A 26,342-nucleotide genomic window follows, 5' to 3' on the forward strand; every position below is an offset into this window, starting at 1 on the left:
ATGGAAAAAAAAGAATTTTCAAAAGAGGAGATTTGGAAAAATATTTTAAAGGAATTATCTCTTATATATAATGAAAAAGTTTTTGAAGAAACTTTTTCTAATCTCCAATTGTATAAAATAGAAAACGAAGTTTTTTTTATTTCGGTTGATAATGAATTTATCAAAAATAAAATTTTAAATATTTATTTAAAAAAAATAAAAAAAATTGCTGAAAAATATTCTTCAAAAAAAATATTTTTTGAATTCATTTTAGAAAAAAAAAATAAACCAGAAAAAGAACAAAAAAAAGAAGTTTTTTTGAATTCAGAAAATGATGAAAAAAATTTAGATAAAGATTATACTTTTGATAATTTTGTTTCTGGTTCAAGTAATATTTTTGCTTTTGAAATGGCTAAAAAAATCGCTTCTTCTGACAAAGTAGAAATAAATCCTTTATATATTTTTGGTTCAGTTGGATTAGGCAAAACCCATTTAATGCAAGCGATTGGCAATTTTATTATAAAAAAAAAACCTAATAAAAAAGTTTTATATATAAAAGTTGATCAATTTATTGAAGATTTTACTAATAATTTAATAAAAGGTCAAATGGATAATTTTAATAAAAAATATAGAAGTATCGATGTTTTTTTGGTAGATGATATCCAAACAATATCTGAAGCTACTCGTTCTCAAATGGAATTTTTTAAAATTTTTGATTATCTGAATTTTAACAAAAAACAAATAGTAATTACGAGTGATAAAACTATTTCGGAATTAAGCAATATTATGAAAAGATTAACTAATCGTTTTAAAGCTGGATTGGTGGTTGATATCCAAAAACCTGATCCTAAGCATCGATTAGATATTTTAAAAAAAAAGATTTTAAAACTTCAAGGAAATAATTTTAAATTAAAAAAAGAAATTTTAAATTTTATTTCTGCTCATTTTTATGATAATATAAGAGAAATGGAAGGAGCTTTATCTAGGCTTTTAAATTATATCCAAATTTATAAATTAGATATTAATTTAAAAAATACAAAAGAAGCTCTCGAACCTTTATTAAAAAATAAAAAAAATATTACTCAAGAGGAAATATATTCCGAAAAAATAAAAACTATAGTAAGTCGTTTTTATAATATTAATGTTAAAGATTTAGTTAGTAAAAATAAAAAAATTAAATATACTTTACCTAGACATATTATTATTTACTTTTTAAAAAAAATAAATAATGTTTCTTATAAAAAAATAGCTTTTCTTTTAGATAAAAAATATTCTTCTGTTTTTAAAGCTTATAAATTGATTGAAAAAAAAATTGAAAAAAACGAAGAATTAAAAAAAGTTATAGAATTTATTTTGAATAAAATGAAAAATTAAAAGATATGGATTATTTTAAGGAAATAATAAATTAAAATATGAATTTTGAAATTAAAAAAGAAGTATTTTTACATTATTTAAATCAAATTCAAAAAATACTCCCTAATAAAACTTTTTTCCCTGTTTATTATTATATAAAAATTACAACTCATCTAGATGTTTTGTTTTTAGAAATTAATAATTCTAATTTTATTATTAAAATGAAAATTAAAGATGAAAGTTTAAAAATAAAAGAAGAAGGAATTTTAGTTTTATTAGGAAGAAATTTCATTGATATTGTTAAAAAAATAGATTATGATTTGATTAAAATAATTTCTTTAGAAGATAAATTCGCTATCATTAATACTGATTATTCTCAATATAAATTAAAATTAATTGAATTAAATAATTTTCCCTCAGGTGATTTCACTTTTGATGAAAAAAATTTTTTCGAAATTAAAATAAATTTATTTAAACAAATGATTGAAGAAGTTAGTTTTATCGCGTCAAAAGATAAACAAAAAAATATTTTAACAGGTGTTAATTTAATTTATAAAGCGTCTTCTTTAATCGCTTTTGCCACTGATTCTTTTCGTTTAGGTAGAAAAGAATTAGAATTAAAAATAAATCATTCTGATTTTGATATTGTTGTTCCCGGAAAAAGTTTAGAAGAATTAATAAAACTTTTAGAACAGCAAAAAGATAATGATGCAAAAATATCTATCACTAAACAAAAATTTTTTTTAAAAACAAATTATTTAGATTTTCAATCTCCTCTTTTGGAAGGGAATTATCCCCAAATTAATTTAATAGAAAGAAAAAAATTGTCTTCTTTTTTTGAATTAAATAGGAATAATTTGATTAAAATTTTAGAAAGAGTTTCTTTATTTCTTCCCAAAGATAAGATTTTTTTAGATAATGTTGTCGAATTTAAAATCGAACCTAATAAAAAAATAAAAATTTCTTCTTTTAGTGAAGAAATAGGATACGCTTTAGAAGAAATAGAAACTTTACAATTATCTGTTGTTCAAAAAGTTAATGTTTTTTTTAATATAAAACATTTAGAAGAAATTTTAAAAGTTTTTTCAACAGAACGAATTACATTTTTTTTCGAAAACTCTTCTAAACCATTTCTTTTAAATAGTGAAGAAGAAAGGACCCTTTCATATTTAATTTTACCTTTATATATAAAATAATATTTTATGTATAAAAAATGCAAAATTAATATTTAAAAAAAGATTTTTAAAATTATGTTAATCACAAAAAAAAATAGAATAAAAAAAAATGAGATTAAAAATAACGAAGTAGTTTCTTTGTTTAATACATTCGGTTTTAAAACGAAAATATATTTTTTATTTTTATTAATATTATCAATAATTACATTAGGAATGGATATTTATCGTAATTTAGAAACCATTTGGTGGTATAAAAAAATGTATTTTTATTTCACTAATCAGACAATATTATTCATTTTATTAACTTTAATTTCCTTTTTTTTAAAAATAAAAAAAGAAAAAATATATTCTTTGTTTATTTATGCATCGGCAGTGAATTCTTTATTAACTTTTTTAGTTTATAATTTTTTTTTATTTCCTATTTATACAGAAAACAATATTTTTCAGAAGTCTTATAAAGATGATCCTCACCATATAAAATTTATTTCTAATAATTTGCAACATATTTTTTTACCTTTGTTATATTTTTTCTTTTTTTTATTTTTTATCCCTTTTTCTATAAATAGAATAAAGAAATTTTTTTTAATTTTTTTACATCCTTTTATTTATTTATTTATTTATTTATTAATTAATATTTTTTATAGTTATAACGGTGATATAACTTGTAAAGTTGATGGAAACAAATGTTATTTACCTTATCCTAATATACAATGTCATATTCATGGACGTGTTTTTTTTGATGCAAAAAAAATATTTATAAATCCTCAAGAAAGATATTTTTTATCTAATTTTTTAGTTTTTATAAGAATAATAATTATGGGTGCTGGTTTTTCTTTGATTTTTATTTATATTTTTTATTTCAAAACAAAGGTTATAAATAATAAATTATGTCATTTAAAGAGAAAAAAAGGTTAATCACAGGAATAAAACCAACAGGCGAATTAACTTTAGGAAATTATTTAGGAATAATAAAACCTTTAATTTTTTTTCAAGAAAAATTTTCTTCAGAGTATGATTTTTATTTTTTTATTGCTGATTTACATGCTTTAACTAATTTTCAAGAACCATCTTCTTTTAAAGAAAAAATTAATAAAATGATATATATTTGTTTGGCGGCGGGATTGGATTTAGAAAAAAATAATTTTTTTGTTCAATCATCTATACCACAACATGCTTATTTGAATTATATATTAGAATCCACTTCTTATTTAGGCGAGTTGCAAAGAATGATTCAATTTAAAGAAAAGAAAAATTTTTTAAAAAATACAAGAGCATCACTTTTGACTTATCCTCTTTTAATGGCCTCTGACATTTTGATTTATGATGCGCATATTGTCCCTATAAGTTCTGATCAAAAACAACATTTAGAATTAACTCGTCTTTTAGCTACGAGATTTAATAATTTATATGGAAAAACTTTTATTATACCTAAACTATTACAATTTAATTCTATAATTAAATCTTTAGATCAACCTGAAAAAAAAATGAGTAAAAGTAATATTAACAATAATAAAGATGATAAAGGTTGTATTTATATTTTAGAGGATTTAGTAAATATTAGAAAAAAAATCCTTAAATCGGTAACTGATTCAGAAAATAATATTAAATATGACCTTGATAAAAAACCAGGAATTAGTAATCTTTTAAATATTTATTCCTCTTTTAAAAATTGGGATTTAAAAAAAACAGAAGAATATTTTAAAAATTATTCTTATAAAGAATTTAAAGAAACTTTAGCCGACTTAGTGGTGGAAGAAATAAGTAATATTCAAAAAAAATATTATTATTTTAAAAAAAATATTGATTTAAAACAAATTTTAAAAAAAGGAACATATAAAGCTTCAATTATAGCTAATAATAAAATCAAAGAAGTGAATGAAAAGTTAGGAATAAATATTAATTTATAAAATGAAAGAATATTTTTTTTGTTATTATTTTATTTATTATTTTTTTTAATATATATAAAAAAAAGAGAGACTTTAGAAGGTCTCTTTTTTAATTAATTTTTATACTAATTGTTCTATTTCTTCTTTAGTAATTGTTTCTTGTTCTAATAATTTAAAAGTGATTTTATCAAGTAAATTTTTATTTTCTTTGATGATTAACTGTGTTTCTTTATAACATTTATCAATGATTTTTTTAATTTCTTGATCTATAGCTTTTTTATCTGAAAATTCAGAATCTTGAGAAACTCCTAAATCACTCATTTCGTATTTAGTAATCATTAAACGCGCTATTCGTGTAGCTTGTTTAAAATCATCAAAAGCGCCTGAAGAAATATCATCAAAAATTAATTCTTCAGCGACGCGGCCACCTAAATAAGAACTAATATTAGCGTTCATTCTATTTTTAGATGAAAAAAAAGTTTCTTTTTCAGGTATCATTAAGTTATATCCGCCTGAGTTACCTCTAGGAATAATAGTTATTTTTTGTACCTTTTGAGCATGTTTTAATTTTAAACCAATAACTGCGTGGCCAGCTTCATGATAAGCAACCATTTTTCTTTCTTCTTCATTGTATTTAATTGATTTTTTGGCAGCCCCCATTAAAAATCTTTCAACAGCTTCTTCTAATTCAGTCATTGTGATAAAATCTTTTTGATTTCTCACTGTTAAAATAGAAGCTTCATTTAAAATGGCTCCTAATTCCGCACCGCTCATTCCTGGAGTTTGTTTGGCGATTTGTAAGAAATCTACATTAGGATCAATTTTTTTATTCTTTGTATGTACTTTCAAAATTGCTTCACGAGCTTTAACATCAGGAAGTCCTACTGTGAATTTACGATCAAATCTTCCTGGATGTAATAAGGCAGAGTCTAGAATATCTATTCTATTTGTATCAGCCACAACAATTACTCCTTGAGATTTGGTGAAGCCATCCATTTCAGTTAAAAGTTGATTGAGAGTTTGTTCATGTTTATTATCTACTCCACCTCTTTTTTTACCTAAAGCGTCAATTTCATCAATAAATAAAACACAAGGCGCGTTATATCTAGTTTCTTTGAATAAATTTTTTAATTTTTTAGCACCTAACCCTACTAGGATACCATCTATTTCTGAACCAGAAACAGAATAAAAAGAAACTCCTGCCTCACCAGCTAAGGCTTTAGCGAGTAAGGTTTTACCAGTTCCTGGCGGGCCTTCCAATAAAACACCTTTGGGAATTGAAGCGCCAATTTTTGAATATTTTTGAGGTTGTTTCAAAAAATCAATTAATTCTTTCATTTCTTCTTTTTCTTCTTCGTTGCCGGCAACATCTTCGAAGGTAAATTGAGATTTATGATAAGAATTCATTTTATTATTTTTACCTATATTACCTTCTGTTAGACGAAAAGTATAAAATATATGAAACAAAAAAATAAGCGTAAATTGTTCATTAACAACACTTAATAATAATTTTTTAAAATTTAAAAGTTTATTAAAAATAATATAAATAAAACTTGGTTTTTTGGCTAAATTGGGTTGAGGTATATAAAAATCGCAAACTTGTAATATAGTCATAAAAAAAATAGTAAAAATAAATATTTTGGTAATTGAAAAATATTTATTTTTGATTTTTTGAATTTTTGTTAAAAACCCCATATTAATAAAAATTATATCCTTTCTTGTTTTGGATTTTAATATTCATAAACAAAATGAGAAGTCGGATCATACATAATATTTGGATTTTTAATGTTTGTTTTTTCATCTTCTTCTTCAGGAGTCACTGCCATTTGTGCTGTTTGTTCAAATATTAATTCTTTTTGAGGGTTATATGATAAATTTGTGATAGCAATATAAAAAGCTTCTGAATATCCATCTTCTGAAATCAAACAAAATTCGGTTTTTTCTTTTTTATTAGGATATTTAAAATATTCAATATAACTATTTATTTTTTCTTGATTATCCTTATTATAAACTCTTACTTTGGCATATATTAATTTATTTTCTTTATCATAAAAATCAAATTCAGACCAATTTTTAGATTTATCATTATATTTATATTTATTTTTTCCTGTTGCGGTATATTGGATGTTTTGATCTTTTGTTATTGGTTTGCTTTTTTTGATTTCAAACAGGCGTCCTTCGTTATCATATTCGTAATCATGTTTTTCTCTAACGTGTTTTTCAGCAATTTCAGGTTCTCTTATACTTTCTAAAAATAAAGGATTGTATATTTTTTTAACATCTAACAATTCTCCTTGGACTCCATTTTGTGTCTTGTATTCCAAAGTTTTAAATTTTATTCACTCTAGATCATCTTCACGCATGATTGGTTTAGCAGTTTCTCCGTTTTCATTGGTTGATTGTTTTATTCCGAAATAATCTTTGCGAACTAATAAATTATTTTAATATTCATAATTTTTTTTGCCTATGATTTCTTCTTTTTCATTAAAATATAATTTTTTAACTAAATTGTTTTGATCGTTGTATTCATATTTGATAATTGCGTGTCCATCTTCTCCTTATAAAGAATTAGATTTGCTATCGTAACATTTTTTGAATTTTACTTTTTTTCTAAATTTGTGTTATTTTGTTTTAATTTTTCATTTTCTTCGTTGTTTGAGTAATTATAATCATTCCATAAATATATTCCAATTGCTAATATTGAGAAAAATGTAATTAATATTATTAAAATTTTTTTCTTATTTTGATAAAACTTTCGATTAATATTCATTTTTTTAAAAACCTTTCTCTTTTTATTTTTTTTATATCTATTCTTTAAATATAAAACGAATATTAACTTAGATTTTAACAAAAAAAAAGCAATTAATATTTTTTTAATCTCGGTTTATTTAATAAAATATTAATAAAAAATCAAAAAAATTAACTTTTTTAAAATCGAAAGAATGTAGGATAAAATTAGGTATTAAAAGTAAATTTAGTTTAAATAAATATAATAAGAAGTTTTTTAAAAGATTAAGTGAATCATGAAAAAAAAAGATTAAATTCTTATATTTTTTTTATTATTGATTAACTTATTATATTAACTTAGTATTAAGTATTGCAAAATTTATATATTATATCTAATTAATTAAAATATTCTATTTTTTTGATTGATATAAATTTTAATTTTAATTTATTTTTTTATGTATAATATAAATATAAAAGACGATTTTTTTAATAATTTTTTCGTAAAAATTAAATTTCAAAATTTTATTTATTATTTTTTAAAACAATATTAATTCATTACTATAATTTTTTTCAATTTAAAGGAATAATTAAAGGTTTTTATCTTTTTATAATTTATTTTTTGTTATAAATTTTTGACTATTTATTATTTTTGTTGAACTTTCAAAAATTTTCTATAATTCTATATTTTTTTGTTTACATGATTAGATTTTCTTATTTTTATTTTTTTTAGTAATATCATCTTATTTTAAACGATTATTAAAATAGATTTATATTCAAAATCTATTAGATATACTTTTTTATTCTTAATTAATATAATATTTCATCTCGAAATATATTTTAAATAAAAAAACTCATATAATTTGAAATTAAATTTAATTTTTAAAACTTAAACAAATTATTTAATTTTATTTTTAAATAACACAAAAATAATTTACATATTTTTTATTTATTATAATGTTTAAAATTAATAGAAAAAGAAAGTTTATATAAAATTAACTATATGAAAAAAATTTCTTCTTTATTTTTAAATATTTTTTTATTATTTTTATCTATTTTTTCTTTATATTTTTTATTTCAAGTTAAAGCGGAACAATCTCAAATACAAAATTCAAAAACAATTGTAACAACGACTACAATTTTACGAGATGCAGTTAAACATTTAATTGGACAAGTAGACTTCGAAGAAGATAAAGATAAAAAATATCAAAAAATAGATTCTTTTAATAAAGTTATTTCTTTAATGGGGGTTGGGACGGACCCGCATAATTATAGAGCTAAACCAAGTGATCGTCAGAAAATAAAAGATGCAGCTTTTGTTATATATCACGGTTTACATTTAGAAAGCCAAATGGTTAGTACTTTTAATAAAATAAAAGATTCTGATAAAATTTGGAATACAGGCGATTATTTAAAACAAAAATATCAAAATAGTTTGATAAAAGATGAAGATGATTCTACAGAATACGATCCACATATTTGGTTTGATATCGATTTATGGTTGTCTTCAGTAGAAGGGTTGAAAGAAAAAATTAAAAGTTTAATACCTTCTTCTCATGAAGATATTGAAAAAATAGAAAATAATTTTGTTTGTTTTAAAAAAAAATTGGAAGAATTGAAAATAGAAAATATAAACAAATTTACAAAATTAAAAGAAACATTAGGTAATAAATTTATAATAGTTACCTCACATGATGCTTTTTCTTATTGGCAAAAATTTTGCGAAAAGAACAATTGCTCTTTTGAATTTAAGTGTTTGCAAGGTATTTCCACTCAAGAAGAAGTGAGTTTGTTTACTATTAATCAAATAGCAAAAGAAATACCTGATGAAGCAAAAGCTTTTTTCAAAGAAAGTTCTACTTCTCCACGAATTTTAGATGGTTTACGAGAACGAGTGAATTATTTAAGAAGACAAAAAAATAAACAAATAGAAGAAATTAAAATACCCGAAAATATAGAATTATATTCCGATTCTTTAGGTAACGATTATAAAAGCGAAACATTAAACAATATTTCATATAAACATTCTACTTATATAGGGGCTTTTTTGAATAATATTAATATTATTGAATTATTGAACAAAATTTAAATTAAAGGAATTTAAAATGGAAAAAGAAGTTTGTATTAAAGTAAGGGATTTAACTGTTACTTATCATTTAAAACCTGTTTTATGGGATATTGATGTTGATATTTATAAAAGTTCTTTAACAGCTATTTTAGGCCCAAATGGAGCAGGAAAATCAACTTTTATTAAATCTTTGATAGGAATTATTCCTAAAGTTTCTGGCGAAATTTTGTTTAATAATAAAAGATATAATAAAATAAAAAAAAAGATAGTTTATATTCCTCAAATAAATTCAATAGATTGGGATTTTCCTACTACTGTTTTTGATGTTGTTTTGATGGGGAGATATGGACATTTAGGTTGGTTTAAAAGGCCTACAATTAATGATAAAAAAATTGCTTTAGAATGTTTAGAAAAATTAGGAATGGCTGAATTAAAAAATTGTCAAATTTCAGAACTTTCTGGCGGGCAACAACAAAGAATTTTTTTAGCTAGAGCTTTAGCGCAAGAAGGTGATATTTATTTAATGGACGAACCTTTTCAAGGAATAGATATTCATACCGAACGTAAAATTATTTCTGTATTAAAAGAATTACAAAAAGAAAAAAAAACAATTATCGTGGTTCATCATGATTTAGAAACTGTTAAATCATATTTTGATCATGTCATTTTATTAAATGTTAAAATAATATCAAGTGGTCTGACCAAAACAACCTTTATTACTAAAAATATTGAAAAAACTTATCAAAAAATTTAATATCAAAAATAAATTTAATAAATAACAATTCTCAAAAGAAAGGGAGTTTATCAGTGGATATAGTTAATAAATTTCAATATTTATTAATGAATATTTCGGGATTTTCTCAAATATTTATTAGTTGTTTTCTTTTAGGTATCGCTGCAGGGATTACTGGATTATTTATGGTTTTACAAAAAAAAGATTTATTAGGTGATACTTTAGCTCATACCACTTTACCAGGTATTGCTACTTCTTATATTTTATTTCGCCAAAATAAGTTATGGGTAATTTGGTTAGGGGCTATTTTTTCTTCTTTATTGACTTTATTTTTGATAGAAATTATTAAAAAGTATTCAAAAATTAAATTAGATGCTATTTTAAGTTTTGTGATGATTTCTTTTTTTGGTTTAGGAAATGTTTTAATGTCATATATTCTTTCAAATAATGAAGATAGCTCGATTGCTAATTTAGAAAAAACTATTTTAGGTCAAGCTGCTTTAATGAATTCAAATGATCATTTAATAGTGAAAATAATAACTTTTTTAACTATTTTTACTATTATTATTTTTTATAAAGAATTAAAGATGTTTACTTTTGATTCTTTATTTTCTCAAAGTATTGGTTTTAATAATGTTTTTATAATTTTTATTTTTAATATTTTATTAATAGGAGTTATTATTATTAGTTTAAAAGTTACAGGTATTATTTTAACTAGTGCTTTATTAATTTTACCTGGAGTTATTTCTAGACAAATAAGTGATCAATTATTTAATAATATTATTATTATTTGTTTTATTTCTTTTTTTGTTAATTTGAGTGGGGTTATAATTAGTATTTTAATTAAGAATATACCTACTGGTCCTGTTATCACAGTAATCACTACTTTTTTGGTTTTTTTGGTTTTTTTATTCGGTCCTAAACAAGGAATTGTTAAAAAATATTTTCAACAAATGAAATATAAAAAAAAGATTAGAAAATTCAGACAGTTAATTCATTTTTATAATACAAAAAAATATTATTCAATTGATAAAATAGATTTTTTTTTATTTAAAAAAGGGTATTTATATATGGAATGTGATAAAATTTTAATGTCCCAAAAAGGTTCAGAGTTAGTTGAAAATTTAATTAATGGAAAATTTTGATTATGCTATGGGGATTTATTAAAACGGTTTCAACAACATTAGAAACAGAAATTGTTTTGGTTTTTTGTTCTTTAATGTTGTCTAGTTTAGGATTTTTTTTAGTTTTAAAAAGAAAATCTTTAATTGTAGATGCTATTAGTCATAGTGTTTTATTAGGTAATGTAGTTGCTTTTTTAATAGTAAAAGAATTAGGTTCCCCTTTTTTGATGGTAGGAGCTTTTGTTGTAGGAATTATAGTAGTTTATTTATCAGATTTTATTTCTAAACAACCCAGGGTTTCAAAAGATTCAGCTATCGGAATTGTTTTTGCTTTTTTCTTTTCTTTATCGGTTATTATTATTAGTACTTCAATTAAAAAAGTTCATATGGATGCTGATGTTGTTTTTATAGGGAATCCAGAATTCGCTTATATTGGGCAATTATATAAAATTATTCCTATTTTATTATTGAATGTTTTTTTTGTTATTTTCTTCTATAAAGAATTAAAAATTTTTATTTTTGATCCTGTTTTAGCTAATATTTTAGGTTTTTCCTCTGTTTTGATTAATTTTGTTTTGATGCTTTTGTTATCTGTCACAACTGTTGCCGCTTTGGATATAGCAGGTATAATTATGACTATTGTTTGTATAATAGGGCCCCCATCTATAGCTATATTGTTAACTAAAAAAACTTTTAAATGTTGGCTTTTATCTTTATGGATATCATATATTTGTACTGTTTTTGGTTGTTTGATAGGTAATTATTTGGATATTCCTATATCTGGTTCGATTTCTATATTGATTTTAGTTGTTTTTTTAATTGTTTTATTTTTAGAACCTAAAAAAGGCATTGTAACAAAAGTTATTACAAATTATTTTCAAAAAAAATATTTTATGATGATTATTTTATTAATGCATTTAGAAAATCATTTTTTAGAAAATAATAAGAATTATATAGAAGAAGTTAGAAGCGATTTAAAATGGTCTATACAAAAATATAATTCATGTTTAAACAAAGCGATTAAATTAGGATATATAGAATTACAAAAAAAAGAATTATTTTTGACCAATTTAGGAAGAAAATATTTAAAACAAAAAAATGAAAATTTTGGCATTTCTATTAATTAATATTATTTTTATTATAATTTAATTGATTAATTATTAAATATTTTCAAAATACAAATATCAAAAGGATATTAAAAATAAATAATGAATATTAATAAAGTTATTTTAAATAAAATTATATATATTGTCTTACCTCTATTATCTTTATTTTTGGTTATTTTGGTTTTATTGGAAATAAGAAATAAAGATGTTCCAAAAGTAGTTATAAATACAGCTTTACCTTTGGCTGATGTTTTTTTGAGAGATGTTATAAAAGAAGAATTAAAAAAAGATAATGTGGATTTGGAATCATCTTTTTTTGATAAAGGTTATACAAAAACTAATGAAAATTTAATAAAAGACAAATGTGATGCTAAATTAGATTGCCATATCCCTTGGTTACTTGAAGAATTAAAAAAAACAAATAACTCAGATTCAAAAATAGAAGTCCTTTCTCCTTTTTATTTTCCTAAATTTAGTATTTATAGCTTTGATAGTGGACAAAATCCAAAAAATTTAGAAGAAGTTAAGGAATATAAGAATAATAATAATGTATTAGATATTTTTATTCCATCAGAGAAAACACAAAAAAATTTAGCTTTTCGTTTGTTAGAACAAATTAAATTAATTGAAAGAAAACCAGAGAATACAGATGAAAAATTAATGGAAGATAAATCGAAATTATTTGATTTAAACGAAGATAGTTTTGAAATAAGAGATAATTTAAAAATTCATAAGGAAAATTTTTTAACAATGTTTTCTAAAGTTAAAGAATATACAAAAGCAAATATTTTTATAAATTATCCAGCGGTAATAGGTCAAGGAGAATTAGAAGGTGATTCAATTAACACTATCGAAGAAATTAATAAACCATCTAAAGATAATTATAAAGATCCTCTTTGGGCTTATGTCATTTCATTAATAGTAAAAAAAGATAATGTTAACAATGACAAAATACAAAAATTAAAAAAAGTTTTTTCAGATAAAGAAAATTTAAAAAAATATTGGAATAAACAAACCAAATTTGCTTATGGTTTTGAGGATTGTGATATTAAAAAAATAACTGAAACAATAAACAGTTATTTATAATATATTTTGGAATTATTAAATGAAACTATTTTTTTTTAATTAATTCAAATAAGGAATATTTATTGTTATAATGTTTAATTTGTTTCAAATATTTTTTAAAGTTTTGTTTTGTAAAGAGCCTTCTTTTAGTGATGATTTTCAAAAACAAGATTTTTTGATATTAAACGGAATAAGTTTAACTTTGATAATTTCTTTTTTATCTTGTTTATTAGCGATTTTTATTGGCTTTCCTATTGGTATTTATTTATATTTTTTAAAAAAAAATAATAATCATAAAACTTATTTTATTATTAATTTTATTATTAATTTTATTATTTCTATACCTTTTTTGTTATTAATTATTTTTCTTTTAAAATACTTTATAGAACCTTATCTCAAAATGTACTCAGGTATAAAGGTAGCTATTATTTGTCTTAGTTTAGTTTTGGGTTTTATTTTTGCTCGTCATTGTGAACAAATTTTTTTACAAGTTAATCCAGAACTTTATAATACTGCTTATACTTTAGGCGCTAATAAAAAACAATTTATAATTTTCTTTTTATTACGAGAATCTTTACCTTATTTGGTTTTAAAATTGAATACTATTTTTGTTTCTGCTTTATCTTACACTAGTGTTTTAAGTTTTGTAGGTGTAAAAAGTATTTTTTTTATAGCTTATACATACGGATATGAAGGTAATTTAAGTTTTCATAAACAAGGTTTCCATTATAAAAATATTATTTGGGTTTGTATTGTTATTCTTGTTTTTATTGTTCAAATATTTAATTTAATTACTAATTTTATAGCTAAAAAATTAGATAAAAGTTGAATTTATTTAAATATTAATGATATATTAAATTTATCTTCGGTTTAAATATAAATTATTAGATTGAATTAATTTTTACAAAATAATTTTTGTAATAAAATCAAATATATGTTTCAAATTATGAAAAAAAAATTTATAAATAAAAAAAAGAATACATTTTTTAAAATATATTCTTTAATTTTATTAATAATTTCTTTAATTGTTTTTATTTTTCATCTCAAAAACAATTTTTTTTTAACAAAAAGTGGTTTTGGTAAGAATTTTTGTAATACTTTTAAACATTTCACTTCACAAAGTAATTTTTTCATTTTAATAATACTTATTTTATTTTTCACTCCTTTTTTTAAAAACAAATATTTCCATATTTTAACTTTTATTACTTTAATTAATATTTTATTGACTTTTATTGTGAATCATTCTTTTATTGCGCCTGATGAAAAAAGAAAATTATTTCAAAATATAATTAATTTTGAATTTCCAGGATTAATTCATTTTCAACATACTTTTATTCCTATTTTATATATTATTTTTTATTTTTTTTCATTAAATAAAGGTATCGATGTTAAAAAATCTTATTTAGGGATAATTTATCCTTTGTTTTATTTTTTATTTTTTTTAATTCTAAATTTTTTCAAAAGTGAAAAATATTATCCTTATGATTTTATCAACCCTGATAAAAAAGGAATTTTTGAACTTGGTCAAAAACAAGGTTATTTAGGTTTATTTTTATCTATTTCGGTTTTAACTTTAGTTTTTTATTTTTTATCTTTTTTTATTTTGTTTTTAAAAAAGAAATTTAAATAATTTTTTATCTTTTTTTATAAATTTTTTAATTATTTTATCTCAAGAAATAAAAAAACCAAATTAATTTATAATTATAATAAATTAATTTGGTTTTTTATTTTTATTCTGATTTTCTTTTTTTATCGTAATAATAGTATCCTATTATTGTAATAATAATTACTATTAAAATAATAATAATTAATGTTTTGTCTTCGTTATTTTGATTAGAATTTTCATTTTGTTTTTGTGGCACTTTATTATCCGCTTTTTTAGCATCGTCTTTTAAAGTTAATTCTATTTCACCAGCAACAATATTATTTTGTTGTGATTGTTCCTGAGTAACTTTAATTTTCACTTTATTGTCTTCTATTGTTAAAGAGTCAACAGTTAATTTATTTAAAGATTGATCTATTGTTTTAATAATTTTTAAAATTTCATTTTTATCATGTTTTTTTGATGCATCAATATGAATAGTTTTTTTATCATCAGGGATAATATCTTGTAATTTTTTATTATCTGCTAAAATTTGATTTATTTTAAATAAAAAAAATATAAAAAAACAAATTAAATATAAATATATACAAATATTTATTTTTTTTTTATTTATCATTTATTTTTTTTTAAAAAAAATAACTCCTTTTTATTTTCATTTGTAAAATAAATTATTTTTTTATAATATAAATAAATTTTAATATATTAGAATACAACCAAATTATATAATAAAAGAATTTTTTTAAATCAAAAATATTTTTTTATTAAAAATAATAGATTGTGTAATTTTAAACAGATTATTTTTAATAAAAAAATATGTTATTATTGATAATATATAATAAATAAATAAAAAGAAAGAGTAGTGTTGATTTATAATGAGTTTTAAAGTTTTTTTTTCTACTGAATTTATATTATCTGGTGAATTAGCGGTTTTTTTAAAAACTAAAGAGCATGAGCTTTGTTGTTTTCAAAAAGTAGATCCTAAACAAAATATTTCAAAAGCAATGGTTGTTGAAAAATTTGATGGTGAAAAATTTAGTAAATTAAATATTTTAGCACCTTATGGTTCTGAATTTAATCGTTTTTCTGTGGTAGGTTTAGGTTCCCCTATGCAAGAAGATAATGATTTTTGGGTTAATATAGGTGGTAATGTTTTTGATATGTTTCAAGATTCAAAAGAAATAGTTATTTTTTTCAAAATAAAAGATTTTAAAGTGAATCGTCAACAATTAAAAGATTTTGTTACGGGGACAATGTTAAAAGATTATATTTTTGATCGTTATCAAACAAAAAAAACTAAATCAGTTGATAAAAAAATATTTATAATCACTGACATAGCTAATGAATGCGAACATGTTTTTGAAGAAAGTAAAAATATAGTTGAAAGTGTAAATATCGCCAGAGATTTAATTAATCAGCCAGCTAATTTTTTAGGAACCGAAGAATTTGTTGATCAAGTGAAAAAATTACAAGATGTAGGTGTCGAAATAAATATTTTAAATAAAGAAGAAATAGAAAAAATGGGAATGAGAGCTCTTTTAGCAGTTTCCCAAGGTTCTGTTCGACCTCCTTATGTAGTTGTTATGCGTTGGTTAGGAGCCAACAAAGAAGAAGCTCCTTTATCTTTTGTTGGCAAAGGAGTAGTTTTTGATAGCGGAGGCATTTCTATCAAACCTTCTTCTGGTATGGAAGAAATGAAAGGTGATATGGGCGGCGCAGCATCTGTAGTTGGAATAATGCATCTTTTAGCAGCTCGTAAAGCGAAAGTTAATGTTGTTGGTATTATAGGATTAGTTGAAAATATGCCAAGTTCTACAGCTCAACGTCCAGGCGATGTTGTTCGAACAATGTCAGGCCAAACTGTTGAAGTAATTAACACTGATGCAGAAGGAAGAATGGTTTTAGCTGATCTTTTATGGTATTGCGAAAACAATTTCAAACCTCAAGCGATTATTGATTTAGCTACTTTAACAGGAGCTTGTGTTATCGCTTTAGGGCAAAGTTATGCTGGTCTTTTTTCTAATGATGATGATTTAGCTAAAAAGTTGTTTAATGCAGGAATAAAAACTGGTGAAAAAGTTTGGCAAATGCCTATTAACGAAGAATATGATAAATTAATTGATAGTGATATAGCTGATGTAAAAAATTCAGGCGGTCGTTCTGCTGGCTCTATTACTGCTGCTCAATTTTTAAAACGTTTTATTCAAAAAGTTTCTTGGGCTCATTTAGATATTGCCGGTGTAGCCTTCGGAACAAAAGCTAATTCTATTAATAAATCTTGGGCTTCTGGATTTGGAGTACGTTTGTTGAATGAATTTATAAAAAATAATTACGAATTATAATTATTTTCATATTATAAAAAGAAATAAATCAATATTCAAAACCAAATTCTTATTTAAAAAAAGAATTTGGTTTTTTATTAATTTATTTCTTTTATTTATAAATTTAAAATTTTAAATTTATAAATAAAAGAAATATAACGATAATTTATTGATAAAAAAAAATATCTTTTGTTTTATAATTTTAGTAGGTATTTTTTAAAATTAATATTTATAAGATTTTTCAAATTTTTTATATTATAATAATCTTAATTATTTTTTTGTTACAATTTAGTATTTCTTTACAAGGATAAATTAAATTTTTATCTAAATGAGAAAGGCTTCTTTGAAAAATAATGTTGAAAATCACTAATTTATATAAAACTTTTTTTATAAATAAAAAACCTATTCCCATTTTAAATAAAGTTAATTTAGAAATACCTCAATATAAAATTTTTGGTTTAGTAGGAGCTACTGGTTCTGGCAAAACCACTTTATTACAAATTATGAATGGTTTGGTTAAACCAGATAAAAAAGAAAATACAATTATTGAAAAAAAATTTAAAATTCAAGAAAGCGGCACCATTTGGCAAAGTTTTAATCTTTTGTATAATTTAAATATTTTTGATAATGTTTCTTTACCTTTAAAAATTAGAAATTGGGAAAAAGAAAAAATTCAAAATAAAGTATTAGAAGTTCTTCGTTTTGTAGGGTTATCTGACTTTATTAAATTTTACCCTAGACAACTTTCAGGAGGTCAAAAACAAAGAGTAGCTATCGCTAGAACTTTAGTTTATGAACCTAAAATTATTTTTTGTGATGAACCCACTTCATCTTTAAATGAACAAACTAGTAAAAATATTTTAAAATTATTTTATGAAATAAATAAAAAATTAAAAACAACTATTGTTATTATTTCTCATGATTCTACAGTAATAAAGACTTTATGTGATTTAGTAGCTGTTTTAAATAAAGGTACTATAGAAAGAGTTATTGATTTAAAGCCTAGTTATAATTTTGAATTTAATTCTTATCAAGATATTTTTATAAATAAAAATAAAAAATCAGAAATTATTGATTAAAATATTTTTTTTTTGTTAAATAAATTAAATTTCTTTATATTTTAATAATTTTATTAAATCTAATTATTTAAATTTTTTTAAAAAAATTTTAATATATTAAAAAACTGTCTATAAAAAACAGTTTTTTAATAAAATTTTAATTAATTGAATTGAACACCATATGATTTTTCTTATTTTTTTGAGAAAATCATTTTTTTTATATATATTTTTTTAAAAAAATTTAATTTAATATATGATAATTTTTTCGAAATAATTTATAATTTTTTTTATAATTCTTAGATGTGATAAAAATAAAAAAAATACTATTGATAAAAAATATAGAAAAACCAATATTTAAAAATTTTTTAATTTGGCTATTTAAAATTAATTTTTCAATAGTGCTTTTTTCTAAAGAAAAAACTTTGTTAAAATATTCAGGAATATTATTAGAGCTTTCAGAATTATTATTCATTCCTATTAAATTACCTTCCGAATCAAAATAGAAAAAAATAAATTTATATTTATTTATTTTTTTATTTTTGTTTTTTAAATTAAAAACAGAATCACAAAGAATATGATTTTCTTGTTTGTTTCCGATAGCACTTTTAAACATTTGAGGAATATAATCATCATTATCGTCATTAATTAAAAAAAATATTTCTTCTCCTAAATTTAAATCTTCTATAGGTCTGTGTTTAATCACATCATAGTTGTGTTCAGATTCGAAAGTGATCAGAACTAAATCATTTTTATCAAATAAAAAACTTTTTATTTCTCCTTTTTCTTTTTTATGATATTCATTAAAATAAGTATTTATTTTGATTTTGTTTTCAAATATATTTTTTATAGGTTCTGTTAAATGTTCTAAATTATTTTTATCAATATTAAAAGTTGATATAACAAAATATAAATATTTTTTTTCTGAAATTTTTTGTTTGTGAAAAATAATTCCATTTCCGTTTTTACTATTTTTTTTGTGATTCGTTTCCCAAACTATTAAAGAGTTTTTTATTTTATTTAATTTATATAAATTGGTTTTTTTATCAGTAATTATATTATTTTTATTTGGATTTTCAATTATTTTTAAAGAAAAAAAATCAAAATCGTTTATATCTTTTATATTATATTTTTTAATAATTTCTCCTTTTTGATTATTTTGTGAGTATTTTGTAAAAATAATTTCTTTCTTTTTATTATTTAAATGTATTTCTATTTGTTCTTCGGTAGGATCAATAGAAAAAGTTATATCTTTTTCTTGAAAAAATATAATTAAATCCATATTAAATATTATTTCAGGGATATTTGATTTTATAATTTTGGATTTTATTTTTTGGTTAGGTTGCCAATTCAAATAATTTATGAATTTTGATATAGATATATTTATATCATTTATATATTCATTATTAGATGGAGAATTTGTTGAAAAAGGTGGAAAAGAATTTAATTCTTGTTCTAAAAAAGGATCATATTTATTTAATTCTGTTAAAAAAGGATTAATTTTATTATTATTATTATTATTTAAAATTTCAAAAATTTTATTTAATGTTTTTTTAATATGTTTGATATTGATACATTGAGAAATTTTATCGTAAAAACTATTTTCAGATTTAATAGTACTTTTATTTATACCTATTATTTCACCTTCTTCATTAAATACAGGGCCGCCGCTATTACCTGAATCAATAGTGATATCAAAATTAATTTCTTTATCATGGTAAGATATAATATTCCCTTTTTTTAACAAATTAAATTTATTATAAACTCTTTCTGAAGTTGTTTCTGGAAATTTTTCTGATGTTTTAGTTCTTTGCGAACCCATACTATAAATAACTTCACCTTGATGGATGTCTATTTGTTTTTCAGGAAAAGCTTTTTTTAAAATTTCTGTTATTTCTGTTGGTTTATTGTTGTTTTCAAATTTTTTTGTAAAAGTTAAAATAGCTATATCGTCGTATATATCATCATTATCTAATGTTCCTATTATTTTTACATTATTTATTTTTTCTAAAAATTTATTATAAATTGTTATATAAGTGTTTTTATCATCATAATTGTTTTTTTTGTTATCAATGACGTGACGATTGGTTACAAAATAATATTTGTATTCGTTATTATTAATATTTATTGGGTTTTGTTCGAATATAAAACCAGAACCTAGAATTATAGAATCATCTTTATTATTTTCTATTTTTATTGCGAAAGTTATTTTATCTATGTCTTTAATTTTTTCTATTTGATCGTTGTTTCGGTGATTTGTTTTTGGTATTTTTTGTTTAATTTTTTGTTGAAGTTGTCTTTTATAATCCAAACAAAGATGATATTCAATTATTTCTTTTATTTGATTATATATCACATTTTGTATCTGATTTTGTTGTATATTTTTTTGGTTAAATCCTGTAAATAATCCTTTTTCATTCAATAAAATTTTATTTTTTTGTTCAGGAGAATCTTCTGTTCGGATCCAAAAATAATATGGTTCTTCGTTTGAAACACTATTATCTATTTTGTGGTTTTTACATTTAACAAAATAAAATAGTGAATTAGAGGTTATTATATAATTAATGTCTTCATTGGTGTTTTTTTCCGGCAGTGAAATACCTATAAATTTTCCTTTTTGATTAAAAAAAATTTTATTATTTTCTCCTTTAATAGAAATTGGTAATTTATTTATATTATCAATGTTATATGATTCACTTATAATTCCTTCTTGGAAAGATTGTGTATCGGTAGGAACATCTAAATTAAAAGCATATACTGTTTCTCCTTTTTCAAAATAATAAGGATTTATATCAAAACATGGTTTTTCTTTTTTTTCGTTATTAAATATTTGTTTGATTTCTTTTTGTATTTTTTCAATAATTTTAGCTTTGTCTTTTATTATTGCGTTTTTTTCAATTGTATTTTTATTTTTAGGAAAATCATTTTTTAAAATTTGTTTTTTATTTATTTGGAATAAACATATATAATAAAAAAGTAAAAAAAATAAAAAAATATAAAACAAAATTAAATTTGTGATTTTATTTTTGAATAAGAAATTAATATTTTTTATTTTCAATTTTTTTTATTTCATTTCTATAAAAATTTTAAATCCGATATTAATATAAATTTCAGCAATATTAACTATTATAATGATATATTAATTTAATTTGAAATATGTATTTTTTTATAATTTTTTGTTTTTCTATTGACATTTAATTAAAAAAATAATAAAATAATATTAGCAGTCATAACTAATGAGTGCTAGAATAAATAAATAATAAAAACTAGAGGTGTTAAATTGCTTTCTAATCGTAATAGATTAATTCTGAAAGCTGTAGTGGAAAATTATTTAAAATATGAAAAACCGATAGGTTCTGAATTGTTATCTAAAATACCTTATTTAAATTTTTCTAGTGCTACTCTTCGTTATGATATGAATCAATTAGAAAAAAAAGGTTATTTAGAAAAAACTCATACATCTAGCGGAAGAATTCCTTCTTTAAAAGGGTATATTTTTTATTTTAATAATTTAATTACTAGGAAACAAGAAACTATTGAAATTTTTTCTTTATTTGAACAAATCAGTCACAAAAATAATTTAAATAAAGAAAAAATAATTAAAGAGATTTTAAAATTGGTTTCTGAATTAACTAATAATGTAATTATAAATATAAGACCTAATATTTTACAAACAAGTAAAATAAAAAAAATTGATTTAATTTTTATTAATTCTCGACAAATAGTTATTTTAACGGTAACTGATAAAGGTAATTTACAATATAAAAATATTTTTTTTGAAGAAGGGAAAGAATTAGTTTTAGAGAATTTAGAAAAAGTTGTTGTTATTTTTAATGATTTTTTAGTTGATAAATATTTATATGAAGTTTTAGATATTATCCAAAGTGATATTTTTATAACAAAAATTTCAAAATATATCGAATATAAAGAAAAATTTATTAAATTTTTTTTAGATTCTTTTTATAAGTTTTTATTGAGTAATGTTTCTATTTATGGTTTATCTAATTTTTTAGATTCGTATGAACATAAAACGGATATCGTTATAAAAGATTTTTATGAAGCGTTAGACAAAAAGAAATTGATTAATTTTTTTTGCAATCCGCCTGAAGTTATTTGTAAGTTGGCTAATCAAATTAGTTTAATGCCTTATCAAAAATTTATCCTTTTATCTATTCCTTATAATATTAATGAAAATGAAAAAGGTTTTCTAGCTGTTTTAAATTTTAATATAATGAAATATCAAGAGCTTATCCCTATTTTAGAATATTTATCAGCTCATATATCTCATTTATATGAAAAAAAATAAAAATTTTTATTTTTTAAAAAAAAGGAGTATTTATGTTAGATAAAAAAAATAAAGATCAAAACAAAAATAATTCAGAAGAAATGAATTCCAAAGAATGTTTTACTCAAAATTGTTCAAAAAAATGCCCTCAAAAAGAAAAATGTTCTCAAAAAGATTGTATACAATCTTGTGATAAAGAATGTAAAACTTCTTTTTCTCAAAATGTGAATAAAAAGCAAACATGTGATACATGTTCTCCTTCTGTGGAAGAAATAGAAAAAGAAGTTTTACAAACAAATATTTCGAAATTAGAAAAAGAATTTAATAAATTAAAAGAAGAATTAGTTTTAGCACAACAAAAATTACAAAATGATAAATTAAAACATCAAGCAGATTTAGAAAATTTTAAAAAAAGAATAAAAAAAGAAAATGATAATTTTTTAAAATATTCATCTGTAGAGTTTATTACTAATCTTTTAGTTCCTTTAGAACAATTAGAACAAGCTTTACAAATGTCTTATGAAGAACCTTTATTAAAGAATTTTTTATCAGGTTTTAAAATGATCAATCAACAGATAAAAGATGTTTTAAAAAAAGAAGGTGTTCAAGAAATTAAGGCTTTAAATGAACAATTTAATCCTAAACAACATCATGCTATAGAAAAAACTTCAAATAAAAACGAACCTAACGGAGTTAATTTAGATGTTGTGCAAAAAGGTTTTATTTATAAAGATTTAGTTATAAAACCAGCTATGGTTAAAGTTAATGAATGGAGTGATAAAAATGAAGAAAACAAATAAAATTATTGGTATTGATTTAGGAACTACTAATTCTTGTGTTTCTGTTTTAGAAGGTAAAGAAGCAAAAGTTATTATTAATTCGGAAGGTGGAAGAACTACTCCTTCTATTGTAGCTTTTCGTAACGAAGAGATTTTAGTAGGTGAAGTTGCTAAAAGACAAATGTTAACTAATTTAGATACAATAGTATCTATTAAAAGATATATGGGTGACAAAAATTATAAGGTTGATGTTAAAGGTAAAAAATATACTCCTCAAGAAATCAGCGCGATGATTTTAAGAAATTTAAAAAAACAAGCTGAAGATTATTTAGGAGCTGAAGTAAGTAACGCGATTATTACTGTGCCTGCTTATTTTAACGATGCTCAAAGACAAGCTACTAAAGATGCAGGCAAAATTGCAGGTTTAGAAGTTAAAAGAATTATTAATGAACCAACAGCTGCTGCTTTAGCTTATGGTTTTGATAAAAAAAATACAGAACAAAATATTTTAGTTTTTGATTTAGGCGGCGGAACATTTGACGTTTCTATTTTGAATTTAGCAGAAGGAAATTTTGATGTTTTATCTACTGCAGGTGATAATTTATTAGGTGGAGATGATTTTGATAATAAGATTATCGAATTCTTACTTAAAGAAATTAAAAAAGAACATTTAGTTGATTTAAGCAAAGATAAATCTGTAATGCAAAGATTGAAAAGTGTCGCTGAAAACGCTAAAAAAGAATTAAGTAACGCTACATTTTCTCAAATTTCTTTACCATTCTTAACAATGGTTCAAACTAAAGAAGGCGGAAATTCAGTTCAAAAACCTATTCATTTTGAATATAATTTAACAAGAAATAAATTTAATGAATTAACTCAAGATTTAGTCGAACGTTGTTTAATTCCTTTAAAACGTGCTTTAAAAGATGCTAATATGACACCTCAACAAATTCATCAAGTTCTTTTAGTAGGTGGTTCAACTAGAATTCCTGCTATTCAAGAATTAGTACAAAAAGAATTAAATAAAGATACTTTGAATAAAAGTATTAATCCTGATGAAGTAGTTGCTATGGGTGCTGCTATTCAAGGCGGCGTTTTAACAGGAGATGTTAAAGATATCGTTCTTTTAGATGTTACTCCACTTTCTTTAGGGATAGAAACTTTAGGAAATGTGTTTACTAAAATAATTGAAAGAAATACAACAATTCCAACAACTGCTAAACAAGTTTTTTCTACTGCAGAAGATAATCAACCTTCAGTTATTATTCATGTTTTACAAGGAGAAAGACCTTTAGCGAGAGAAAATAAAACTTTAGGTCGTTTTAGTTTAGATAATATCCCTGCTGCTCCAAGAGGAGTGCCACAAATAGAAGTTACTTTTGATATCGATGTAAATGGTATTGTTTCGGTAAAAGCTAAAGATTTAGGTACTAATAAAGAACAACAAATTACTATTTCTGGTCAAGGTTCTTTAACAGAAGAAGAAATTCAAAAAATGATTAAAGAAGCTGAAGAAAATGCTGAAGCTGATAAAATCAAAAGAGATAAAATTGATACTTTAAATGAAGCTGATAATTTGATTTTTCAAACAAAAAAATCTTTAGATTCTTTAAAAGATGAAATTAAACCAGAAGAAAAAGAAAAAATAGAAGAACAAATTAAAAATTTAGAAGAAGCTATGAAACAAGATGATGTTCAAGTTATAAAAGACAAAATAAGTGTTTTACAAAAAGAAGCTCAAGCCATCGCTATAAGAGTTTATCAAAAAGAACAAGAAAAAAATAAAAATCAACAATCTAATGATGATAAAGAACAAAAAAAACAATCTTCTGAATCAGAAACAGTAGATGCAGAAATTAAAGAAAAAAAATAATTTCTTTAATAAAAAAAGATAAACCAAAAAAAGATTTATTTCTTTTTTTGGTTTAATTTTATTAATCTAATTTAATTATCTAAAATTTATAGGAGTTGTATTACGTGGACGTTAAAAGAGATTATTATGAAATTTTAGGAATTTCTCGAAATGCTAGCCAAGATGAAATAAAACAAGCTTATCGTAAACTTGTCAAAAAATATCATCCGGATGTGTCTAAAGAAGCAAATGCTTCAGAAAAATTTAAAGAAGTTCAAGAAGCTTATCAAATTTTAAATGATAGCCAAAAAAGAAGTAATTATGATCGTTTCGGGCATCAGGATAATTATAATAATTTTGGTGGAGGCAGCGGTTTTCAAGATTTTAGTGATGGATTTGATTTTGGAGATATTTTTGAAAATTTTTTTGGTAATCAAAGACAAAGTCAAACACGTCAAAGACAAAATTATGCAGAAGATACAACGATAAGAATTGAAATTGAATTTTTAGAAGCTTGTTTAGGGGTTAAAAAAATAATTAAATTTCAAATTAAAGAAGATTGTTCGCAATGTCATGGTATAGGCGCTGAAAATCCACAAGATGTTGAAAATTGTTCTCATTGTAATGGTTTAGGATATATTAAAGTAAATCAAAAATTTTTGTTTAATAATATTACTACTCAACAAATGTGCCCTTATTGCCGAGGTCAAGGTCAAAAAATTAATAAAAAATGTTCTCGTTGTAAAGGTTCTAAAAGAGTTTTTAATGAAAAAGAATTAGAGATTTCTATACCAGCAGGTGTAGAAGATGGTATGACTTTAAAAGTTCCTAATCAAGGTAATATTGGACATTTAGGTGCTAAAAATAGCGATTTATTGATTAATATCTCAGTAAGATCACATAAAACCTTTATAAGAGAAGATCAAAATATTCTTTCAACTTTTTTTATTAATTATTATGATGCTATTTTAGGTAATACTTTTGTTGTCGATACTATTTATGGAGAAGTTTATTTAAAAATACCATCAGGAACACAATCACATACTCAATTTAAATTAAAAAATAAAGGTATTCCTTATTTAAATTCTTCTTATCGTAAAGGTGATCATTATATTACTGTTAAAGTTACAATTCCTACTAAATTAACTAGTCATGAAAAAAAACTTATCGAACAAATTAAAGAAATTGATTCTTCAAAACAAAATATTAAAAAAGATAAATCTTGGTTTTTTTAATT

The 26,342-nt window shown here is 21.6% G+C and carries 22 protein-coding genes; 17 read left to right on the top strand and 5 right to left on the bottom strand.

The window, feature by feature from the left end; genetic code table 11:
* Genes dnaA through trpS form a run of 4 tightly spaced genes read left to right on the top strand, consistent with a single transcriptional unit; the run spans window position 1 to window position 4,414 of the window.
* Complete coding sequence (gene dnaA / locus LFWB_RS00005) at window positions 1-1,353, top strand: chromosomal replication initiator protein DnaA (RefSeq protein ID WP_210954696.1); 1,353 nt, start codon at window positions 1-3, stop codon at window positions 1,351-1,353.
* Between the two features lie 38 nt (window positions 1,354-1,391).
* Window positions 1,392-2,528: a DNA polymerase III subunit beta gene (gene dnaN, locus LFWB_RS00010; protein ID WP_210954697.1), complete on the top strand. Its 1,137-nt coding sequence runs from the start codon at window positions 1,392-1,394 to the stop codon at window positions 2,526-2,528.
* Between the two features lie 54 nt (window positions 2,529-2,582).
* Window positions 2,583-3,422: a hypothetical protein gene (locus LFWB_RS00015; RefSeq protein WP_210954698.1), complete on the top strand. Its 840-nt coding sequence runs from the start codon at window positions 2,583-2,585 to the stop codon at window positions 3,420-3,422.
* Window positions 3,395-4,414, top strand: a complete 1,020-nt coding sequence (trpS, locus tag LFWB_RS00020) for a tryptophan--tRNA ligase (RefSeq protein ID WP_210954699.1) — start codon at window positions 3,395-3,397, stop codon at window positions 4,412-4,414. The genes LFWB_RS00015 and trpS overlap by 28 nt, the downstream gene beginning before the upstream one ends.
* A gap of 99 nt (window positions 4,415-4,513) precedes the next feature.
* On the opposite strand, the gene LFWB_RS00025 is transcribed toward trpS, so the two are convergent.
* The 3 genes from LFWB_RS00025 to LFWB_RS00035 form a co-directional block, all read right to left on the bottom strand.
* Window positions 4,514-6,088: an ATP-dependent metallopeptidase FtsH/Yme1/Tma family protein gene (locus LFWB_RS00025; protein WP_210954700.1), complete on the bottom strand. Its 1,575-nt coding sequence runs from the start codon at window positions 6,086-6,088 to the stop codon at window positions 4,514-4,516.
* 35 nt (window positions 6,089-6,123) lie between these two features.
* Window positions 6,124-6,717, bottom strand: coding sequence for a hypothetical protein (locus LFWB_RS00030; RefSeq protein WP_210954701.1), 594 nt, complete (start codon window positions 6,715-6,717; stop codon window positions 6,124-6,126).
* Window positions 6,718-6,992: 275 nt separating this feature from the next.
* Complete coding sequence (locus tag LFWB_RS00035; protein WP_210954702.1) at window positions 6,993-7,163, bottom strand: hypothetical protein; 171 nt, start codon at window positions 7,161-7,163, stop codon at window positions 6,993-6,995.
* A gap of 957 nt (window positions 7,164-8,120) precedes the next feature.
* On the opposite strand from LFWB_RS00035, the gene LFWB_RS00040 reads away from it, so the two are divergent.
* From LFWB_RS00040 to LFWB_RS00070, 7 genes are all read left to right on the top strand, one after another.
* Window positions 8,121-9,206, top strand: a complete 1,086-nt coding sequence (locus tag LFWB_RS00040) for a metal ABC transporter solute-binding protein, Zn/Mn family (protein WP_210954703.1) — start codon at window positions 8,121-8,123, stop codon at window positions 9,204-9,206.
* Between the two features lie 16 nt (window positions 9,207-9,222).
* Entirely contained in the window at window positions 9,223-9,939 is a 717-nt protein-coding gene (locus LFWB_RS00045) for a metal ABC transporter ATP-binding protein (RefSeq protein WP_210954704.1), read from the top strand.
* Between the two features lie 53 nt (window positions 9,940-9,992).
* Window positions 9,993-11,063: a metal ABC transporter permease gene (locus LFWB_RS00050; RefSeq protein ID WP_246454221.1), complete on the top strand. Its 1,071-nt coding sequence runs from the start codon at window positions 9,993-9,995 to the stop codon at window positions 11,061-11,063.
* A 2-nt stretch (window positions 11,064-11,065) separates the two neighbouring features.
* On the top strand, window positions 11,066-12,169 hold the full coding sequence (locus LFWB_RS00055; RefSeq protein ID WP_210954705.1) for a metal ABC transporter permease: 1,104 nt from the start codon (window positions 11,066-11,068) through the stop codon (window positions 12,167-12,169).
* Window positions 12,170-12,250: 81 nt separating this feature from the next.
* Window positions 12,251-13,234, top strand: a complete 984-nt coding sequence (locus LFWB_RS00060; protein ID WP_210954706.1) for a type 2 periplasmic-binding domain-containing protein — start codon at window positions 12,251-12,253, stop codon at window positions 13,232-13,234.
* A gap of 70 nt (window positions 13,235-13,304) precedes the next feature.
* The gene (locus tag LFWB_RS00065; RefSeq protein WP_210954707.1) at window positions 13,305-14,042 is read left to right on the top strand and encodes an ABC transporter permease subunit; all 738 of its coding nucleotides are present in this window, start codon (window positions 13,305-13,307) and stop codon (window positions 14,040-14,042) included.
* A gap of 117 nt (window positions 14,043-14,159) precedes the next feature.
* Window positions 14,160-14,843 carry a hypothetical protein gene (locus LFWB_RS00070; RefSeq protein WP_210954708.1) on the top strand — a complete coding sequence of 228 codons (684 nt, stop codon included), beginning with the start codon at window positions 14,160-14,162 and terminating at the stop codon, window positions 14,841-14,843.
* Between the two features lie 100 nt (window positions 14,844-14,943).
* Here LFWB_RS00070 and LFWB_RS00075 read toward each other — a convergent pair whose 3' ends face one another.
* A complete protein-coding gene (locus LFWB_RS00075; protein WP_210954709.1) occupies window positions 14,944-15,432 on the bottom strand; it encodes a hypothetical protein in 489 nt (162 codons plus the stop codon).
* A gap of 256 nt (window positions 15,433-15,688) precedes the next feature.
* Here LFWB_RS00075 and LFWB_RS00080 point away from each other — a divergent pair, with 256 nt between their 5' ends.
* Both LFWB_RS00080 and LFWB_RS00085 read left to right on the top strand, forming a co-directional pair.
* A complete protein-coding gene (locus tag LFWB_RS00080) occupies window positions 15,689-17,155 on the top strand; it encodes a leucyl aminopeptidase (protein ID WP_210954710.1) in 1,467 nt (488 codons plus the stop codon).
* 332 nt (window positions 17,156-17,487) lie between these two features.
* Window positions 17,488-18,213 carry an ATP-binding cassette domain-containing protein gene (locus LFWB_RS00085; protein WP_210954711.1) on the top strand — a complete coding sequence of 242 codons (726 nt, stop codon included), beginning with the start codon at window positions 17,488-17,490 and terminating at the stop codon, window positions 18,211-18,213.
* A 220-nt stretch (window positions 18,214-18,433) separates the two neighbouring features.
* Here LFWB_RS00085 and LFWB_RS00090 read toward each other — a convergent pair whose 3' ends face one another.
* Window positions 18,434-21,247: a S1 family peptidase gene (locus LFWB_RS00090; protein ID WP_210954712.1), complete on the bottom strand. Its 2,814-nt coding sequence runs from the start codon at window positions 21,245-21,247 to the stop codon at window positions 18,434-18,436.
* Between the two features lie 222 nt (window positions 21,248-21,469).
* Here LFWB_RS00090 and hrcA point away from each other — a divergent pair, with 222 nt between their 5' ends.
* The 4 genes from hrcA to dnaJ all read left to right on the top strand — a co-directional run bounded on the left by hrcA (window position 21,470) and on the right by dnaJ (window position 26,340).
* Window positions 21,470-22,495 carry a heat-inducible transcriptional repressor HrcA gene (hrcA, locus tag LFWB_RS00095; protein WP_210954713.1) on the top strand — a complete coding sequence of 342 codons (1,026 nt, stop codon included), beginning with the start codon at window positions 21,470-21,472 and terminating at the stop codon, window positions 22,493-22,495.
* Window positions 22,496-22,527: 32 nt separating this feature from the next.
* On the top strand, window positions 22,528-23,274 hold the full coding sequence (locus LFWB_RS00100) for a nucleotide exchange factor GrpE (protein ID WP_246454222.1): 747 nt from the start codon (window positions 22,528-22,530) through the stop codon (window positions 23,272-23,274).
* Window positions 23,258-25,126 carry a molecular chaperone DnaK gene (dnaK, locus tag LFWB_RS00105; protein ID WP_210954714.1) on the top strand — a complete coding sequence of 623 codons (1,869 nt, stop codon included), beginning with the start codon at window positions 23,258-23,260 and terminating at the stop codon, window positions 25,124-25,126. Before LFWB_RS00100 ends, dnaK begins: the two co-directional genes overlap by 17 nt.
* A gap of 104 nt (window positions 25,127-25,230) precedes the next feature.
* Window positions 25,231-26,340 (top strand): molecular chaperone DnaJ, encoded by a 1,110-nt coding sequence (gene dnaJ / locus LFWB_RS00110; RefSeq protein ID WP_210954715.1) that lies wholly within the window; start codon window positions 25,231-25,233, stop codon window positions 26,338-26,340.
* Window positions 26,341-26,342 lie beyond the last annotated feature (2 nt).

The organism is Candidatus Phytoplasma luffae (assembly GCF_018024475.1).
GTDB lineage: Bacteria > Bacillota_I > Bacilli_A > Acholeplasmatales > Acholeplasmataceae > Phytoplasma > Phytoplasma luffae.

Bases quoted from the DNA above. Each gene is read 5' to 3' on its own strand.
- dnaA (WP_210954696.1), top strand. From the start codon at position 1: ATGGAAAAAAAAGAATTTTCAAAAGAGGAGATTTGGAAAAATATTTTA.
- dnaN (WP_210954697.1), top strand. From the start codon at position 1,392: ATGAATTTTGAAATTAAAAAAGAAGTATTTTTACATTATTTAAATCAA.
- LFWB_RS00015 (WP_210954698.1), top strand. From the start codon at position 2,583: ATGTTAATCACAAAAAAAAATAGAATAAAAAAAAATGAGATTAAAAAT.
- trpS (WP_210954699.1), top strand. From the start codon at position 3,395: ATGTCATTTAAAGAGAAAAAAAGGTTAATCACAGGAATAAAACCAACA.
- LFWB_RS00025 (WP_210954700.1), bottom strand. From the start codon at position 6,088: ATGGGGTTTTTAACAAAAATTCAAAAAATCAAAAATAAATATTTTTCA.
- LFWB_RS00035 (WP_210954702.1), bottom strand. From the start codon at position 7,163: ATGAATATTAATCGAAAGTTTTATCAAAATAAGAAAAAAATTTTAATA.
- LFWB_RS00040 (WP_210954703.1), top strand. From the start codon at position 8,121: ATGAAAAAAATTTCTTCTTTATTTTTAAATATTTTTTTATTATTTTTA.
- LFWB_RS00045 (WP_210954704.1), top strand. From the start codon at position 9,223: ATGGAAAAAGAAGTTTGTATTAAAGTAAGGGATTTAACTGTTACTTAT.
- LFWB_RS00055 (WP_210954705.1), top strand. From the start codon at position 11,066: ATGCTATGGGGATTTATTAAAACGGTTTCAACAACATTAGAAACAGAA.
- LFWB_RS00060 (WP_210954706.1), top strand. From the start codon at position 12,251: ATGAATATTAATAAAGTTATTTTAAATAAAATTATATATATTGTCTTA.
- LFWB_RS00065 (WP_210954707.1), top strand. From the start codon at position 13,305: ATGTTTAATTTGTTTCAAATATTTTTTAAAGTTTTGTTTTGTAAAGAG.
- LFWB_RS00070 (WP_210954708.1), top strand. From the start codon at position 14,160: ATGAAAAAAAAATTTATAAATAAAAAAAAGAATACATTTTTTAAAATA.
- LFWB_RS00075 (WP_210954709.1), bottom strand. From the start codon at position 15,432: ATGATAAATAAAAAAAAAATAAATATTTGTATATATTTATATTTAATT.
- LFWB_RS00080 (WP_210954710.1), top strand. From the start codon at position 15,689: ATGAGTTTTAAAGTTTTTTTTTCTACTGAATTTATATTATCTGGTGAA.
- LFWB_RS00085 (WP_210954711.1), top strand. From the start codon at position 17,488: ATGTTGAAAATCACTAATTTATATAAAACTTTTTTTATAAATAAAAAA.
- LFWB_RS00100 (WP_246454222.1), top strand. From the start codon at position 22,528: ATGTTAGATAAAAAAAATAAAGATCAAAACAAAAATAATTCAGAAGAA.
- dnaK (WP_210954714.1), top strand. From the start codon at position 23,258: ATGAAGAAAACAAATAAAATTATTGGTATTGATTTAGGAACTACTAAT.